Annotated in this window: 15 protein-coding genes; 8 read left to right on the top strand and 7 right to left on the bottom strand. The window is 34.7% G+C overall.

Annotated elements, in window-relative coordinates; translation table 11 throughout:
• Positions 1-7: 7 nt before the first annotated feature.
• Positions 8-1,669, bottom strand: a complete 1,662-nt coding sequence (locus BQ5209_RS05275; protein ID WP_085247503.1) for a ribulokinase — start codon at positions 1,667-1,669, stop codon at positions 8-10.
• A 204-nt stretch (positions 1,670-1,873) separates the two neighbouring features.
• On the opposite strand from BQ5209_RS05275, the gene araC reads away from it, so the two are divergent.
• Complete coding sequence (araC, locus tag BQ5209_RS05280) at positions 1,874-2,785, top strand: arabinose operon transcriptional regulator AraC (RefSeq protein WP_085247504.1); 912 nt, start codon at positions 1,874-1,876, stop codon at positions 2,783-2,785.
• 507 nt (positions 2,786-3,292) lie between these two features.
• On the opposite strand, the gene BQ5209_RS05285 is transcribed toward araC, so the two are convergent.
• From BQ5209_RS05285 to dapD, 5 genes are all read right to left on the bottom strand, one after another.
• Complete coding sequence (locus BQ5209_RS05285; protein WP_085247505.1) at positions 3,293-5,440, bottom strand: carbon starvation CstA family protein; 2,148 nt, start codon at positions 5,438-5,440, stop codon at positions 3,293-3,295.
• A gap of 314 nt (positions 5,441-5,754) precedes the next feature.
• Entirely contained in the window at positions 5,755-6,474 is a 720-nt protein-coding gene (gene btsR, locus BQ5209_RS05290; protein WP_085247506.1) for a two-component system response regulator BtsR, read from the bottom strand.
• Positions 6,474-8,168, bottom strand: coding sequence for a sensor histidine kinase (locus BQ5209_RS05295; RefSeq protein ID WP_085247507.1), 1,695 nt, complete (start codon positions 8,166-8,168; stop codon positions 6,474-6,476). The genes btsR and BQ5209_RS05295 overlap by 1 nt, the downstream gene beginning before the upstream one ends.
• Positions 8,169-8,628: 460 nt before the next feature.
• Positions 8,629-9,120 carry a YajQ family cyclic di-GMP-binding protein gene (locus BQ5209_RS05300; RefSeq protein ID WP_085247508.1) on the bottom strand — a complete coding sequence of 164 codons (492 nt, stop codon included), beginning with the start codon at positions 9,118-9,120 and terminating at the stop codon, positions 8,629-8,631.
• Between the two features lie 113 nt (positions 9,121-9,233).
• Positions 9,234-10,058: a 2,3,4,5-tetrahydropyridine-2,6-dicarboxylate N-succinyltransferase gene (gene dapD, locus BQ5209_RS05305; protein WP_065610979.1), complete on the bottom strand. Its 825-nt coding sequence runs from the start codon at positions 10,056-10,058 to the stop codon at positions 9,234-9,236.
• Positions 10,059-10,337: 279 nt separating this feature from the next.
• Here dapD and BQ5209_RS05310 point away from each other — a divergent pair, with 279 nt between their 5' ends.
• From BQ5209_RS05310 to BQ5209_RS05325, 4 genes are read left to right on the top strand one after another with little or no spacing between them, the layout of a single operon-like run.
• Positions 10,338-10,814: a prepilin-type N-terminal cleavage/methylation domain-containing protein gene (locus BQ5209_RS05310; RefSeq protein WP_085247509.1), complete on the top strand. Its 477-nt coding sequence runs from the start codon at positions 10,338-10,340 to the stop codon at positions 10,812-10,814.
• Positions 10,808-11,371 carry a prepilin peptidase-dependent protein gene (locus BQ5209_RS05315; RefSeq protein ID WP_085247510.1) on the top strand — a complete coding sequence of 188 codons (564 nt, stop codon included), beginning with the start codon at positions 10,808-10,810 and terminating at the stop codon, positions 11,369-11,371. The genes BQ5209_RS05310 and BQ5209_RS05315 overlap by 7 nt, the downstream gene beginning before the upstream one ends.
• Positions 11,355-11,789, top strand: a complete 435-nt coding sequence (locus tag BQ5209_RS05320; RefSeq protein ID WP_085247511.1) for a DUF2509 family protein — start codon at positions 11,355-11,357, stop codon at positions 11,787-11,789. Before BQ5209_RS05315 ends, BQ5209_RS05320 begins: the two co-directional genes overlap by 17 nt.
• Positions 11,782-12,111, top strand: coding sequence for a type IV pilus modification PilV family protein (locus tag BQ5209_RS05325; RefSeq protein ID WP_085247512.1), 330 nt, complete (start codon positions 11,782-11,784; stop codon positions 12,109-12,111). The genes BQ5209_RS05320 and BQ5209_RS05325 overlap by 8 nt, the downstream gene beginning before the upstream one ends.
• A 21-nt stretch (positions 12,112-12,132) precedes the next feature.
• On the opposite strand, the gene BQ5209_RS05330 is transcribed toward BQ5209_RS05325, so the two are convergent.
• Positions 12,133-12,882: an alpha/beta fold hydrolase gene (locus BQ5209_RS05330; protein ID WP_085247513.1), complete on the bottom strand. Its 750-nt coding sequence runs from the start codon at positions 12,880-12,882 to the stop codon at positions 12,133-12,135.
• 136 nt (positions 12,883-13,018) lie between these two features.
• On the opposite strand from BQ5209_RS05330, the gene BQ5209_RS05335 reads away from it, so the two are divergent.
• From BQ5209_RS05335 to BQ5209_RS05345, 3 genes are all read left to right on the top strand, one after another.
• On the top strand, positions 13,019-14,968 hold the full coding sequence (locus tag BQ5209_RS05335) for an exoribonuclease II (protein ID WP_085247514.1): 1,950 nt from the start codon (positions 13,019-13,021) through the stop codon (positions 14,966-14,968).
• 163 nt (positions 14,969-15,131) lie between these two features.
• Positions 15,132-15,302, top strand: coding sequence for a DUF2492 family protein (locus BQ5209_RS05340; RefSeq protein WP_085247515.1), 171 nt, complete (start codon positions 15,132-15,134; stop codon positions 15,300-15,302).
• A gap of 272 nt (positions 15,303-15,574) precedes the next feature.
• A complete protein-coding gene (locus BQ5209_RS05345) occupies positions 15,575-16,243 on the top strand; it encodes a hypothetical protein (protein WP_085247516.1) in 669 nt (222 codons plus the stop codon).
• The last annotated feature ends 9 nt before the right edge of the window (positions 16,244-16,252 follow it).

The following is a 16,252-nucleotide window of genomic DNA, read 5'->3' on the forward strand; positions in this document are numbered from 1 at the left end:
GCACAAACTAAAGGTAATAGTTAGGTTCGCAAGACGCTGACCAAACTAAATACTTTTCATACAGTTGTTGATATTTTGCTACCCGGTCAGCATTAGGCATAAAAGTGATTTCGATCTGACTAGACATAACTTTTTGCGCGGTTGGAATGTCTGGATAGAGATTGGCAGAAACAGCCGCAAAAATGGCAGCCCCAAGCGCACAACACTGTTCGGAATTGACGACTTTTAAGGGGCGATTCATCACATCCGCACAAACTTGCATAATCACGGGCGATTTTTTGGCGATGCCACCTAAAGCAACAATATTATTTACCGGCACATGCTGATTAATAAAACATTCCATAATCGCTCTTGCCCCAAATGCGGTAGATAAGATCAATCCGCCAAATATTGTTAAAGCGTCGGTCGAAATAGTTAAATTGGTCATAACGCCTTTAAGTCTTTGATTTGCATAAGGCGTTCTGCGACCATTGAACCAATCAAGAATCACTGGAATATTGTCTAGATTTGGATTTTGTGACCACTGTACAGCCAATTGATGCAATAATTGCTGTTTTAATTGTTCAACATTTAATTGCAATTCAGGCGAATGTATTGCTAACTGATCAAGCGGCCAACTAAGTAACTTTTGATACCATGCATAAATATCACCAAACGCCGACTGCCCAGCTTCAAGCCCAATATAATTGGCCATCACACTACCATCAACTTGACCACAAATACCTTTGATAGCACGATCTTTAATGACATTTCGTTCAGCCAATAAAATATCGCACGTAGATGTACCAATTACCTTTACCAAAGTATAAGGTTCAGCGCCGGCACCGACTGCCCCCATATGACAATCAAACGCACCGCCGGCAATGACAACTGATGGTGGTAAGCCTAATTTTTTAGCCCACATAGGGGTTAAGGTGCCAACTTTTTCCTCGGCAGTATATGTATCTTTAAATAGTGGGTATGGCAGTGCATTAACTAATGACTCGTCAAGTTTTTCAAAAAATGCATAAGGCGGCAATCCCCCCCATTGTTCGCTCCAAAAACATTTATGACCCGCAGCACATCGACCTCGCTTTATCTTATTTGGTGCTGTTGTACCTGATAATAAAGCCGGTACCCAATCACATAATTCAATCCATGAAGACGAAGCTTTCTTTACTGCATTATCTTGACCAAAAATATGCATAATTTTTGCCCAAAACCATTCAGATGAATATACGCCACCACAATACGCCAAGTACTTAGAATAGGGTTCTGTTGCACACAGCTGATTGATAGCTTCAGCTTCATTTACTGCAGTATGATCTTTCCACAAAATAAACATCGCATTGGGATTATTCATAAATTCTGGTTTTAAAGCTAAAACGTCACCATTTTCATCGATCGGTGCTGGGGTTGAACCGGTTGAATCAACACCAATGGCAACAACATAGTTAACATCAGTGTTAAGTTGTTTGACAACAGATTGAATAGCTTGTGTCATTGATTCAATATAATCAAGAGGATGGTGTCTAAATTGATTTTTTTTAGGATCACAAAACAACCCTTTTGCCCAACGAGGATAATAAACAACATCGGTGGCTAATTCCTGACCATTTTGACAATTAACCGCCAAAGCCCTGACAGAGTCACTACCAAAATCTAACCCAATTGCTATTTTTTTACTCATCCAATTACACCTCACACACTTATTAGTATGGATTTTTTCGGAAGAATAATTAATTTAACTTCAAATAAGTAGGTAATTTACTGCTAAAAATATAGACAATTCTGCCCAGATAATTTGTTTTGTGATAAAGATCTCACAATTAATACTATTCAAAAAAAATTTTTATGTAAAAATAAAAAATGTATAAGAGTTAGGAAGTAATAGATGAGTAATGTGCAGCAAAATGATCCTTTACTACCGGACTATTCATTTAATGTCCATCTTGTATCTGGATTAACACCGATCGAAAAGTCGGGTAAATTTGATTTTTTTATAGATCGCCCAAAAGGATTAAATGGTTATATCATCAATCTGACCTATGCAGGACAAGGCACGATATACCGTAATAATGATTCATTTAACTGTCATCCTGGCGATTTTGTACTTTTTCCACCTAAAGAACCGCATCTTTATGGCCGTAAAGAGGATGAAAGCAACTGGTTTCATTTTTGGATCTATTTTAAACCAAGATCTACATGGAAATATTTACTCTCTTGGGAAAACCGCATAGAAAACACCGGATTTTATCGCCCCAATATCAAAGTAAAAAAAGAACTGGAACAACTATTTATTAAAATTGTCGAAATAGGACAATCCACCTCCATCTATTCAGAAAATTTAGCAATGAGCATGTTGGAACAATTTTTGATAAGACGAGCACAAGAAACATCCAACAAATCTTCTAAAGACATTGATATAAGGGTGTTACAGGTTTGTAATTATTTGATTGATACTTTAGATGAAAACGAATTGATGTTAGATAACGTCGCACAAAAAGTGTGTTTATCTGCATCACGAATTTCACATATTTTTAAAGATCAGATAGGAATGTCAATTGGCCAGTGGCGGCAAGAACAACGAATAAGCCGTGCAAAAATATTATTACAAACCACAAATTTAAGTATTGCCAATATTGGTCGATCAATTGGGTTTGAAGACCAGCTATATTTTTCGCGTATCTTCAAAAAAAGAATCGGACTTAGTCCACAAAAATATCGCAATAGTAGCCAAGAACAACATGAAAGGAAAATTAAAGACATTAATTCGCTTGATCTATACGGTAAAATAACCAAATAGCACAATTGGTATAAACTTAATAATCTTGCTAGATATGGCTATTGAGTTTTAAAAAAAGGGCAAACTATATAGCTTATCCTCATATTATTTGCAGTAATTTGAGAAAAGTCTGTAATAAATATATGCCTACAGCAAGATTATTCCCTTATCTATTTTTAGACAATTATTTCAATCATAAGAAGATAAAAATTTATTTTTTTCAAGATATTAAATTTTATGTCTCAATCTTTTCTCAAATTATAATTAGATTTATCTGAAATTTTTCCTCAATCAACACAAGAATGGAACAACTGAACAATCAAATACAACCTAATAATAATTCTTTTTAGTAATCGATATCTTCTAGTGAAATTGTATTTTCACTTAAACGGAAATATTTGCAATTAAAACAAATAACTGTTTATAAAAATACCGTTCAATAAGGTTACATTATTGGGCAATAAAAATAAAATAATAATAATAAAAACAATAGGATACCGTATTGATTTGGTATCCTATTGATTACAACTAGTGTGACATTGACGTTTTGACACCGCCTTTTGGAATTGGTACATAAGCGGTTTCTTTATCAGTTCTTTGCTTATTATTACGTACTTTAAGCGCTGTTTTAATACCAAAGAAGATAATACTGTAAACAACCAATAAGAATAAAATACTTAACCCTGCATTGGTATAATTATTAATGACAATGTGATGCATATTATCGATTTGTTGTGGCGTTAAATCACTACCTTCAGCAATTCGACGATTGTAGTCGTTAGCTAAATAAAAGAAGCCTTCTAATTGTGGATTATTACTAAATAATTTCAGTGCTAATGCCCATGTAGTACAGATTAATAACCATATAGCGGGAATGATTGTTACCCAAACATATTGAGCACGTTTCATTTTAATTAATACAACTGTGGCTAACACTAATGCAACCGCAGCTAGCATTTGATTAGAGATACCAAATAGTGGCCACAAGCTCTTAACACCACCTAGTGGATCAACCACACCTTGATAGAGTAAATAACCCCATAAACCCACACAACCTAAAGTGCCAATAAAGCCAGCAACAAGGGAGTCTGTTTTTTTCAAAAATGGGACAAAATTACCCAACAAATCTTGCAACATAAAGCGACCAGATCGAGTCCCTGCATCAAGGGCAGTTAAAATAAATAGTGCTTCAAACAAAATACCAAAATGGTACCAAAAACCCATATTTGCACCGGGTAAAATTTGGTGGAACACATGCGCAATACCAACCGCTAATGTTGGCGCACCGCCGGCACGATTTAAGACTGATGGTTCACCAATGTCTTTTGCTGTTTGTATGATTTGCTCAGGTGAAATAACAAATCCCCAAGAACTAACAGTTGCCGCAGCATGGGCTGTTACCTCTTGTAATTGAGCCATAATCATTGAGGCATCTTCCGTACCGAGTCTATGCAGATCTGGCATAGTAATGCCCAACGCCGCAGGTGGTGTATTCATTGCAAAATAAAGACCTGGCTCAATAATTGAGGCGGCAACTAAAGCCATCATTGCAACAAATGATTCCATCAACATTGCACCATATCCAATAAAACGCGCATCGTTTTCATTGGCAAGTAATTTAGGTGTAGTACCTGATGAAATTAAGGCGTGGAAACCAGAAACTGCACCACAAGCGATGGTAATAAATAAGAATGGGAATAATGCCCCTTTCCAAACTGGTCCTGTACCATCAACGTATTGTGTAATTGCTGGCATTTTTAAATCAGGGTTTAAAATAACAATACCAATAGCTAAACCTACAATCACCCCAATTTTTAGGAACGTGGCTAAATAGTCTCGTGGCGCTAGAATTAACCATACAGGTAACATTGCTGAAACCAGCGCATAGCCAACCAATACATAAGTGATGGTCGTTGCTTTGAACGTTAAAGCGGGTCCCCAATATGCATCATGAGCAATTACACCACCAAACCAGATAGATAAAACAAGTAGCACAATACCGATGATCGATACTTCTGCTACTCGACCTGGCCGAATAAATCGCATATAGATCCCCATAAATAAAGCAATCGGTACAGTTGAACAAACTGTAAACACGCCCCATGGACTCTCAGCCAAAGCTTTAACAACGATGAGTGCTAACACCGCTAAAATGATGAGCATAATCAAGAAACAACCAAATAGAGCAATGGTTCCCGGAATAGGTCCCATTTCTTCTTTAATCATTTCGCCTAAAGATGATCCATTCCGGCGAGAAGATAAATACAGCACCATAAAGTCTTGCACTGCACCAGCAAAAACCACACCAGCAAGCAGCCACAGTGTGCCGGGTAAATAACCCACTTGCGCTGCAAGTACGGGACCGACTAAAGGACCAGCACCTGCGATTGCAGCAAAATGATGCCCAAATAATACATATTTATTTGTGGGAACATAATTTAAACCATCATTATTAATGACAGCTGGTGTTGCTCGAGTGGGATCTAATTGCATCACTTTTTTAGCAATATATAAGCTATAATATCGATATGCGACCAGATAAATCGAAACTGCTGCTGCTACAATCCAAAGTGCACTAATATGTTCACCTCGCCGCAGTGCAATAACTGCTAAGCAGCATGCACCAACTAAAGCTAAGATGAACCATAGAATGTGTTTACATACTTTATTATTCATAATGATTCTCTTTGTAATTTATAAGATTAATTAGTTTGATACTTAATACCATAACATATAGTGCTAATAACCTAGTAACTTGCAACAAGCTAAAAACCAACCAATTATAGTTATCATTGTGCGATTCATTTTTATATGCTTTTAAAGTATTAGCCACCTGCTAAAGGCCTTTTATGTTCAACTCTATAGTAAGTTTTTACTTTTAAGAATGACAATAGTATTTAGGTTATAGGTTAAATTAAGAAGATGAGTGGTTAAAATTAGCGAGTTAGCGGTAAAGAAACTCGCTATAAAGCAAAGATCTATCTAGATTATTATAATCCTAATATCTCTTTAAGCGGTTTTAAGTAACGCCGACTAACAGGTACAGAAACATCATTGATTAGAATAACTTCAACACCACTGGCTTGATTAAAGCGAATTTCTTTAAGTTTTTTTATATTAATCAGATATTGCCGATGACACCGAACAAAGTATGTTTTATCCTCAAGCGTTTTTAAGGTTAGTTCTGTCAAATACTCATTATTGGTTTGATTAAACACATAAATACCACTTATTTTAGAGGCTATATAAAATACATCATCAAGATTTAATAAATAAATTCGGTTATATCCAACGCAAGGAATATATTTCAGAATTTGATTAACACCGTCTAATTGATTAATATTTCCTGAAAAACAATGATTATGCAGACGATATAATGTTTTATTTAACCTTTCTTGCTCTATGGGTTTGAGTAAGTAATCAAATGCTTGTTCTTCAAAGGCTTTAACCGCAAATTCACCATACGCAGTTAAAAATACAATTCTTGGCATCGTTTCAGGATCAAGCATTGATAACATTTCAATACCGTTTATTTTGGGCATTTGAATATCTAAAAATACGACATCGGGTTGAAGTCGATGAATCTCACGAATCGCTTCCATAGCATTATTACATTCAGCGACAATGCAAATTTCCGGATCGGCTTCAAGCAAGTAGCTTAAATTTTCACGTGCAGGTAATTCATCATCAACAATGATAACATTTAACATTAAATACTTATATCCTCTTGCAAAGGTAATATTAGCATTACTTTAGTAAACTCATCGGGTTTACACACTATCTTTATACCATATTTTTCGCCATAACGAATTTTAATTCGTTTATCAACTAAATTCAGCCCCAAGCCTTTGGTGTCTTTTTTATGTTCACGGTAATGACCAGCATTATCAATCACGTCTAAAACTAATGATTGATCCAGATTATAAGCACAAATAGTTACCTTGCCACTACCAAGCAATTGAGATGTACCATGTTTAATGGCATTTTCAACAATAGGTTGTAACGTAAAAGCGGGTAGTTTTGCATATTCCAATTCAGGCGGAATATCGATTTTGATCGTCAACTGATCCATAAACCGCATTTTCTCGATTTGCAAGTATGCATTAACGTGATCTATTTCATCTTTTAGGGTGACAATTTCTTCCGTTCGCTTTAAATTTTTGCGGAAAAAGGTAGACAGGTTTTGTACAAGTTGCGATGCTTGTGCTTTATCACGGCGAATAACGGCCAGTAACGTATTTAAGGCATTAAATAAAAAGTGAGGATTAACTTGTGCATGTAGCAGCTTAATTTCGGTTTTAGATAACAGTTGTTTATAGTGCTCATTTTGCCCTGCCAAAATTTGTGCAGATAATAAACTTGCAATACCTTCGCCAAGCGTGCGATTAATTGAACTAAATAACGTATTTTTTGCCTCGTAAAGCTTAATTGTACCCACAACCGTATTATTTTCTCCCCTCAGAGGAATAACCAGTGTTGACCCTAAACGGCAAATTTTATTTATTGAGCACTGATAAGGCTGATGAATCCCATCAAGGTATTGTACCTCATTTTTTTCGATCGCTTCTAAGGTACTATTGGATGTGATTAATGTACCTGGTAGATGATGATCATCACCAATACCAATAAAAGCCAGTATCTTTTCGCGATCAGTAATTGAAACAGCACCAATATCAAGCGCTTGATAAATGATTTCGGCCACTTTAGTACTATTTTGTTGATTAAAACCATCACGTAACAAACCTTCTGTACTGACCGCAATTTTTAATGCCTTAGCAGAAAAAGCTGAAGTATATCGTTCAAAGATCGCCCGTCTATCAAGCAAAATTCGCATAAACATTGCAGCACCAATGCTATTGGCAACAATCATTGGCACTGCAATGCACCTAACTGCATGCAAGACCACATCATAAGGTCTTGAAATGAATAACACTAAAATCATTTCGAGCGATTCAACTAACAAGCCTAATACACCGACTAAAAGAGGGTTATAAATAAGATCAACTCGCCCCCTTTTCATCAATAAATAATGCAGTAACCCACTAATTAACCCAATTAAAATTGTCGATAACATACAACTATCAGCGGTAATACCGCCTAAAGTATAACGATGAACTCCACCGGTAATACCCACTAAAAGCCCAACTATTGGTCCACCAAGTAATCCCCCTAATATAGCGCCAATTGCGCGTGTATTCGCGATGGTGTCTTCAATATGCAAACCAAAATAACTACCCATAATACAAAATAACGAAAAAATACAGTAACAAACTAATTTGTGAGGCAAATGTACTGTCACTTGCATAAGTGGAATAACGATCGGCGTTTTACTTAGTAAATAAGCAATCACTAAATAAACGCACATTTGTTGAAGAAGCTGTAGGACAAGATCAAATTCAAACATAAAACTAAGTTAACTTACCCTTAACACTAATTAAACGTAACTGTTTCGCTTTTTCTTGGTGTGTCATTTTTGATAATAGATCATCGATAAAAACTTTCTTTTCTTCTTTTTGTTTTTTGTTTTTTGTTTTTTGTTTTTTTAAATTCCCTTAACTTCTTTTATTTTACAATTGGAATTTGGGGCAAACACAAACAGCTTTTCAAAAAAGGGGAAAAATAAAAATAGAACTAAACTTGCATCATAATAATATGGTTATAATTAAAAAAACAATTAAATAGTATATTGATAATAAATTATTTTTGATGCCAATAACATATATAGTTAAATATAGTTAAAGCGCATCTCACTTATTACATAAGTGTATATACTGAAATTTGTCTATTACTTAAACTTATAATAAACCGCAATTTCTGCAGGAAAATATTACCGACAATTATCGGCAATATCAATTAAATAACGATTAGTCTCTAAAGTTAGTAAACTGAAACGGTTGACCAAATTCGCCATTTCGAACTAATGCCATAGTCGCTTGTAAATCATCGCGTGATTTACCGGTCACGCGAACCTGTTCACCTTGCACTTGAGCTTGCACTTTAATTTTGCTGTCTTTAATTGCTTTTACAATCTTTTTGGCTAATTCTTTATCAATGCCCTGCTTAAGTTTAACAGTAATGCTATAAAGTTTACCGCTATGATCCATTTCTTCAGGGATCTCAAGTGCACCACCGTCAATACCGCGCTTGGCTAACTTGTCACGTAAAATATCCAATAATTGTTGCACTTGGAAATCAGATTGGCTTGTTGCTTTAATCGTTTCATTTTTTTCATTTAATTCAAACGATGCTTCAACGTTTTTAAAATCCCAACGGGTAGTTAATTCTCGAGTCGCATTTTCAACACCATTTTTAACTTCAGGCATTTGAATTTCTGAAACGATATCAAAAGAAGGCATAAGTTCTCCTCTTCTAATGGTTATAAAATATAAATAAATTTATTAAGGCAAGTGAACTGTATTTGCTGCCTGATAATTTAGGCAGCATTTAAATTTATACTTATTGATTACAATTAATCAATCGTTCGAAGTAATTCGTTAATACCCACTTTACCTAATGTTTTGGCGTCTACTTTTTTAACAATGACTGCACAATACAAACTATATTTACCATCTTTAGTTGGTAAGTTGCCAGAAACAACCACCGAACCTGCTGGTACACGACCATAATGCACTTCGCCTGTTGCACGATCATAAATTTTAGTACTTTGACCAATAAATACGCCCATTGAAATGACGCTACCTTCTTCAACAATCACACCTTCAACAATTTCACTGCGAGCACCGATAAAGCAGTTATCTTCAATGATGGTTGGATTAGCTTGTAATGGTTCTAAAACGCCGCCAATACCAACGCCCCCTGAAAGGTGAACATTTTTGCCAATTTGTGCACAAGAACCTACAGTTACCCATGTATCAACCATAGTACCTTCATCAACATATGCACCAATATTGACATAAGATGGCATCAATACGGTATTACGAGCAACATAAGCACCTTTACGTGCAATAGCTGATGGAACAACACGGAAACCTTCTTGTTGAAATCTTGCTTGATCATATTCAGCAAATTTTAATGGCACTTTGTCATAATAGTTAGTCGGCCCGCCATCGATCAGTTGGTTTTCGTTAATACGGAAAGAGAGCAGAACAGCTTTTTTTAACCATTGATGAGTCACCCAATCGCCATTGATTTTTTCAGCGACACGCATTTTACCGCTATCTAATAAAGCGATACATTGATTAATTGCATCACGTGTAACCGTATCTACATTTGATGGTGTAATTTCAGCACGACGTTCAAATGCTGCTTCAATAATTGTTTGTAATTGTTGCATCTCAAGTTTCCTTTAACCTATAAGTCCGTTAGCAAATAATAAATGGATAAACAGTATAATATAATCTGCTTTGCTTTTTAAGTGGTTTAATCAGATCATCTAAATCAATCTTGCCCCCTCTTTTTATGATAATTAACTCTTCAGCAAAAAAATAAAAAACACCAAAATAAAAAATATAAGTTATTTGGATAGTACATCACAAATTAAGCTCACCAAATAACTCATCATTTTATTTAAAGCTACACTAGCGCTATCACAATATAAAAAAAAGACAATATTATGCAAGATTGGGGATTTTCACTACTGGAATTGTTAATAGCCATCTGCATTAGTGCCATTTTAACCACTATTGGTATTGCACATTGGAAAGAGCAACAACGGCGTAATGAATTAGCCGATACAACCAAACAGCTGGCTTATTTTTTATATGAAGTTCAAATAAAAGCGTCGAGCAAAAACGAGAATTACATTATTCACCAATTTACATCACCTTGGTGCATTGCCATTACTCACAATGAAAAACCCACCTTGTGCAGTGCAGGCATACTTTATTTTATGAAACCAGATAATTCTGTTGAAATTAGTGAGTTAACAAATAATAAAACTGCTTTTATTTTAGGGCGCCGCAATATGGCACAAACAATCTCTTTTCAATTAAAAAATCAGATAGGTACCAGTAGAGTTTTTGTTTCCTGGCTTGGACGCATTCGATTTTGTGCACAAAACAGCTATATAACAGGTTTACCACCATGTTAAAAGCGTCTGGATATTCGTTATTTGAAATGCTCATTGGTATCCTATTATCGAGCTTAATTGTGCTGGGAATGACCTCTTTTTACATTCAATTGCAAGCAAGTATTATACAATATTATCAAAAAACACGCTTGCAACAGGCGATTGAATTGGGATTAGCCGGCATGAAGAAAGACATAAAACGCGCCGGTTTCATTGCTAATGATCCAAACAAAATGACCGCTAAAGCGATTGAAATCGACAAACAGTCCAAATGTATTATTCTGCGATATGATAGTGAGATTCGCAATTCATGGGTTTGGGATAGATTTAGCCCAATGAGTTCAGATGTTTTTACTTATCGCTATAAAGAGAACAACATCGCCTATAGAACAGGATCAATAGATTGTTTTGGGAGTAAATGGGAAAATTTGTTCGATTCAAACCAGATCAAAGTAACCGACTTTACAATAAAACAGCTACCCCACGCTATAAGCCTATCAGTTACTGCTGAATTAAGAAAAAACAAACAAATTAAATATCATATAACTGAAATAATCAAAAATGAAAACCGATTTTAAACAACACTATGTTTCGCATGGATTTAGCACTATTTTAATGGCGATTATTTTAATGACTGTGGGTTTGGTGATATTAGTCGGCTTTAATTTGCTTGTTTCATCATGGCAAAAAGCGATCTTAATGGAAAGCAGATATTATCAGCAATTTAATCAAGCAAGTTCATCGTTAACTTGGGCAATAAGTCAAAATTGGCAAACACCTAAAGCCAACTGGTATTGTATCACCGAGCCAACTTATCAACTAAAAGCATGCATAAAACAGTCATTATTAAAAATCGATAAGTACGTATTAGTACGAGGTGAAGCAGAAGACTTCTTTTTATATATGCTCGCACATTTCGACAATAATCGATTGATTGTCGAAACAGGCCATTGGCTCGATTATTGCCCAGAAAAAAAGGCTATCTATTGTGAGTAATAAAGATATAGCCGGCTTTAGTTTGATTGAAGTCATGATAGCAACGTTACTATTTTCAATTATTATGCTGGGATTTATTAACTATCAACAAGCGTTGCTCAATAAGCATCGCTACTTTGCAAACTATTTGCGCGCCAATAAAATTGCTTTTCAGCTACTTGATAGCTATCCTTATACACCCAATGAAATTATCCCTTCTGGTTGGCGTTATACAATCACCAGTAAAAGATATAATGCCCAGTGTAAAATGGTGGTAATAACAGTTAGTGCACCTAACAAACAAGTCGTCAAACAGCAGCGTTTTTTTTGTGATTCACATTGATATTTAACAGTTAAATATTATTTAATCACCTAACCAATTATGTAAAAGTTGTAAAACTTGCTGCGTTTTTTCAAAATGAACATTATGCCCTGCCCCTTCAACCACTTCAATTTTTGCATTCGGAAATTGCTCAAAAATAGCTTGATAAGCCTGATCGGTGATATAAGGTGAATTGCCACCGCGTATAAATAACGTCGGTTTTAACCAAGGTGAAATCGTTTGCCAATCGCAAATATGACCATACTGTTCGTTAATAGTCTGAATATTAAATAACCAACGTTCATTTTTAAACGATTTTAATAAAAAAAGAATGATTGCATCATTAATACCCTCTTGTCTCATTAAATCCATGATCTGTTTTTTGTCGGTAATCTTCTTTGCAAGGCAATAAGTTAACACTCTTAAAATGATAGCATTGGCTGAGCGCTGATATTTTATGGGAGCAATATCAATAGCAACTATTTTTTGGATAGTATCTGAGAGCATCTGTGACAATTGTAAAGCTACCTTGCCTCCCATTGAATGACCAATTAATATTATATCTTTTAATTGTAAATCATAACAAAGTTCAGCCACATCTTCGGCCATGGCTTGATAGTCCATCTTATCAGACCACGGCGAATGCCCATGGTTACGCAAATCAACTTGCACTGTTTGATAATGCTTTGCAAAATCCTTTGCTAGCATATTTAAATTATCTAAACTGCCAAACACCCCATGCAAAAACACGATCGGCTGTCCATCGCCCTGTAATTTATAGTTTAATTTCATACTGTAATTAGCCCCATTATTTTAAGTGGCACTATTATACGTCTATTTTCAACGTCATCACCGATTAATTCAATAACCACAATTTGCATAAATATGATAGAATTTAACACTAACTTTTTAACTAGTGTTAAGCCATATGTTTCAAAATAATCCTCTACTTGCACAATTAAAACAAGCACTCCATGAACAAACCCCTCGTATTGAAGGTATTGTTAGATCTCATGAAAAAGGATTTGGATTTTTAGATGTAGATAATAAAAAAAGTTATTTCATTCCCGTTGCAAAAATGAAAAGGGTTTGTAATGGCGATAAAGTTTCCGGCACAGTAATAAGTCAAAACGATAAAGAGTCGTTTGAACCCGAATTATTAATCGAAAGCGCTTTGCAAAAATTTATTGGCAAAATAGGTTTTCAAGATGGTGAGATGGTTATTTATCCTGAAAATATGCCCACAAATTTCGCCATTTGCTGCAAAATAAACAAACAAGTTAGCGAAAAACTACAAGAAGGAGATTGGGTGGTTGCAACGCTTATTTCTCATCCTTTGCAAGAACAAAATAACCATTTCATTGCTGAGGTTATTCGCTTTGTTGCAAAAAACTGTTCACCTTATCAACTTTGGCTAAAAACATTAGCCCGTTACGATTTAGAAACGCAGGCTCCACAAACCGAAACATTGACAATTAGCGAGGGTGAGCTTGTTAACCGTCAAGATTTAACCGATGTTAACTTTTTTACCATCGATAGCGAAGAGACTGAAGATATGGATGATGCCATTGCGGTTTCTAAAGATGAACAGGGGCATTATCAATTGATGGTTGCCATTGCTGACCCCACCGCATATGTATTACAAAACAGCGAATTAGATAATATTGCCAAAGTTAGAAATTTCACAACTTATTTACCTGATTTTAATATCCCTATGCTACCGGCAGATCTTGCCAATGAACTATGCTCATTAAAAGCAAATCAAAAACGCCCAGCCATGATATGTAAGATGAGTATTGACCAAGTGGGCAATATTATTCCCGATGATATTTCCTTTATTCCAGCTTGGATTGAATCAAAGTCTAAACTAGCTTATAACAATGTCTCCAACTTTTTAGAAAATAATGACGAATTAACCACCAACAACCCAATTATTGTACAGCAATTAAACTGGTTAGCTGATTTAGCTAAAATTCGCATAACATGGCGACAAACTCATGCATTAGTCTTTAAAGATAATGGTGATTATCGCTTTAAACTTAATGAAAATCGTCAAGTTCAATCCATAATTAAAGAGACTCGTCGAATTGCCAATCATATTGTTGAAGAGGTCATGGTTCTTGCTAACCAAGCTTTAACATTACAACTACAAAATAAAATTGGCTTTGGGATTTTTAACATTCATTCAGGTTTTGAGCATAAATATATCGAACAAATAGTGAATTTTTTAAACAATAATGGAATTACTGAATTTGATAAAGAATCATTAGTATCCTTCGATGGCTATGTAAAGTTACGGCGCATAATCGACAATAATCCATTTTTTGCCACCAAGCTTCGTAAATTTCAAAGCCCTGCTGATTTTTCAACTGAACCACACCCACATTTTGGCTTAGGTTTTGACGCCTATGCTACATGGACTTCACCAATACGTAAATACGGTGATATGGTCAACCATCGACTAATCAAAGCGTATATCCGCTCACAAGAATTAACCCCGCCAGATAAAGAGCAATTAAAAAGTATGAATGAAAGACGCAAAATGTTACGCTTTGCTGAACGTGATATGGCTGAAAAACTTTATGCTCAATACTTGTCAGATAAAATCGGTGAAAATTACTTAGCTGAAATTATCGATATTAATCGTGGTGGTGCTCGAGTTCGTTTATGTGATATAGGTGCTTTTGCATTTGTACCACTGTCAATGATTCATCCTGTCAAGGAAGAAATCACTTCATTACCTGATGAAGGCGTCATAAAGATTAAAGATGAAGTTTACTACAGACTTGCAGATACTATCTCGGTTGTTATTCATCAAATTAAAAATGAAAATCAATCAGTTATTGCCAAATTAATCAATAGTCAAGAACAAAAATAATTTTATTATTGCTTGAGTTTATTGACATCGCAACTAGCCCTTGAACCATTTCAAGGGCTAAATTTTTATCTTTACTGTTTTTTTATCAATAATATCGACCATCTTTCACGATGCTAAAGGCCAAATTTCATGCCTAAAATAGACAATAATTAGAGGGGCTATCATGTCAATTCATCGACACGCAGTATTGCATAGGATGAATAAAAATAATTACACAGAATCTTACTTACTTGAGACTATCAATACTAAGTTTAGTAATAATGCAACGTTCCAAGCTTGTTCTCAATCCAACATAAAGACTAAGCAACTTATCGATTTTTTAAATAAAGAGTAAATTTAAACTTTTAGTTGCGGATCAATCTGAATTTACTGTCGATAACAAAAAAATATGCAAAGATTAGGAAAAAACTGTTATATCTATGTATAGTACGTTTTTTATAACTTTAAGTTAATCTGCTAGTGTTTTTAAAACAATAAGAGTATATAATTTCGCATTATACCAATAATTGTGATCAGTCACGGTTGTTACTAATAACATAAGTAAATTAGTGGCAAAGTCGGTCACTTCGAAATTATACTCAAGAATATATTCATGGAGTTTAATATATGAAAATAAGTAATATCTTTATATGTGCCATTGTCTCTATTCTTGTCGCAAGTTGTGCCAAAAATCAACCAACGTTACCAACAAGAAACACAATAACCATTTTAAAGACAGATCAGCTAGCTCTATTAAAACAACAAACCGAAACTAACAATGCTTATGTTGTGGATGCTAAAAATCAATTGCTTCAATTTGTTGATAATAAAAACTTTGATACCTATATTACCGAGCATGGCATTTTAAATTGTAAAGATGATAATAACCCATCATCTTGTGTATTGAGTTTTTATCTAAATGAATATCATAAATTAAAGTATGATATGCAACTCAAAAAAGCAGCTGAAGAAAATCAAGCCAAACATAACATCGAGTTGAGCAAAATAAGAGCAAATGAAGTTAATATTAAAAACTATTGCCAATACTCGGCTGATTTGATTATTGCAATTTATATGAAAGATACCGCTAAAATAACCCAATATCTCCAACCACAATTTCAAATATCTGAGCAGGACATATTATCCTTAAAAGCAAAGATTGCTAAAGATACCTATTCTCATTTCCTAATCGAGGAAAATCCAAGTATCCTTCAAGAAATGAAGGCAGATTATGTTGAAAAATGCTTAAATGATCCAAAAAATAATATTATCAATTATTTCAATATTTTTAGATAATACAAACAC

Source organism: Gilliamella mensalis (assembly GCF_900103085.1).
Taxonomy (GTDB): domain Bacteria; phylum Pseudomonadota; class Gammaproteobacteria; order Enterobacterales; family Orbaceae; genus Gilliamella; species Gilliamella mensalis.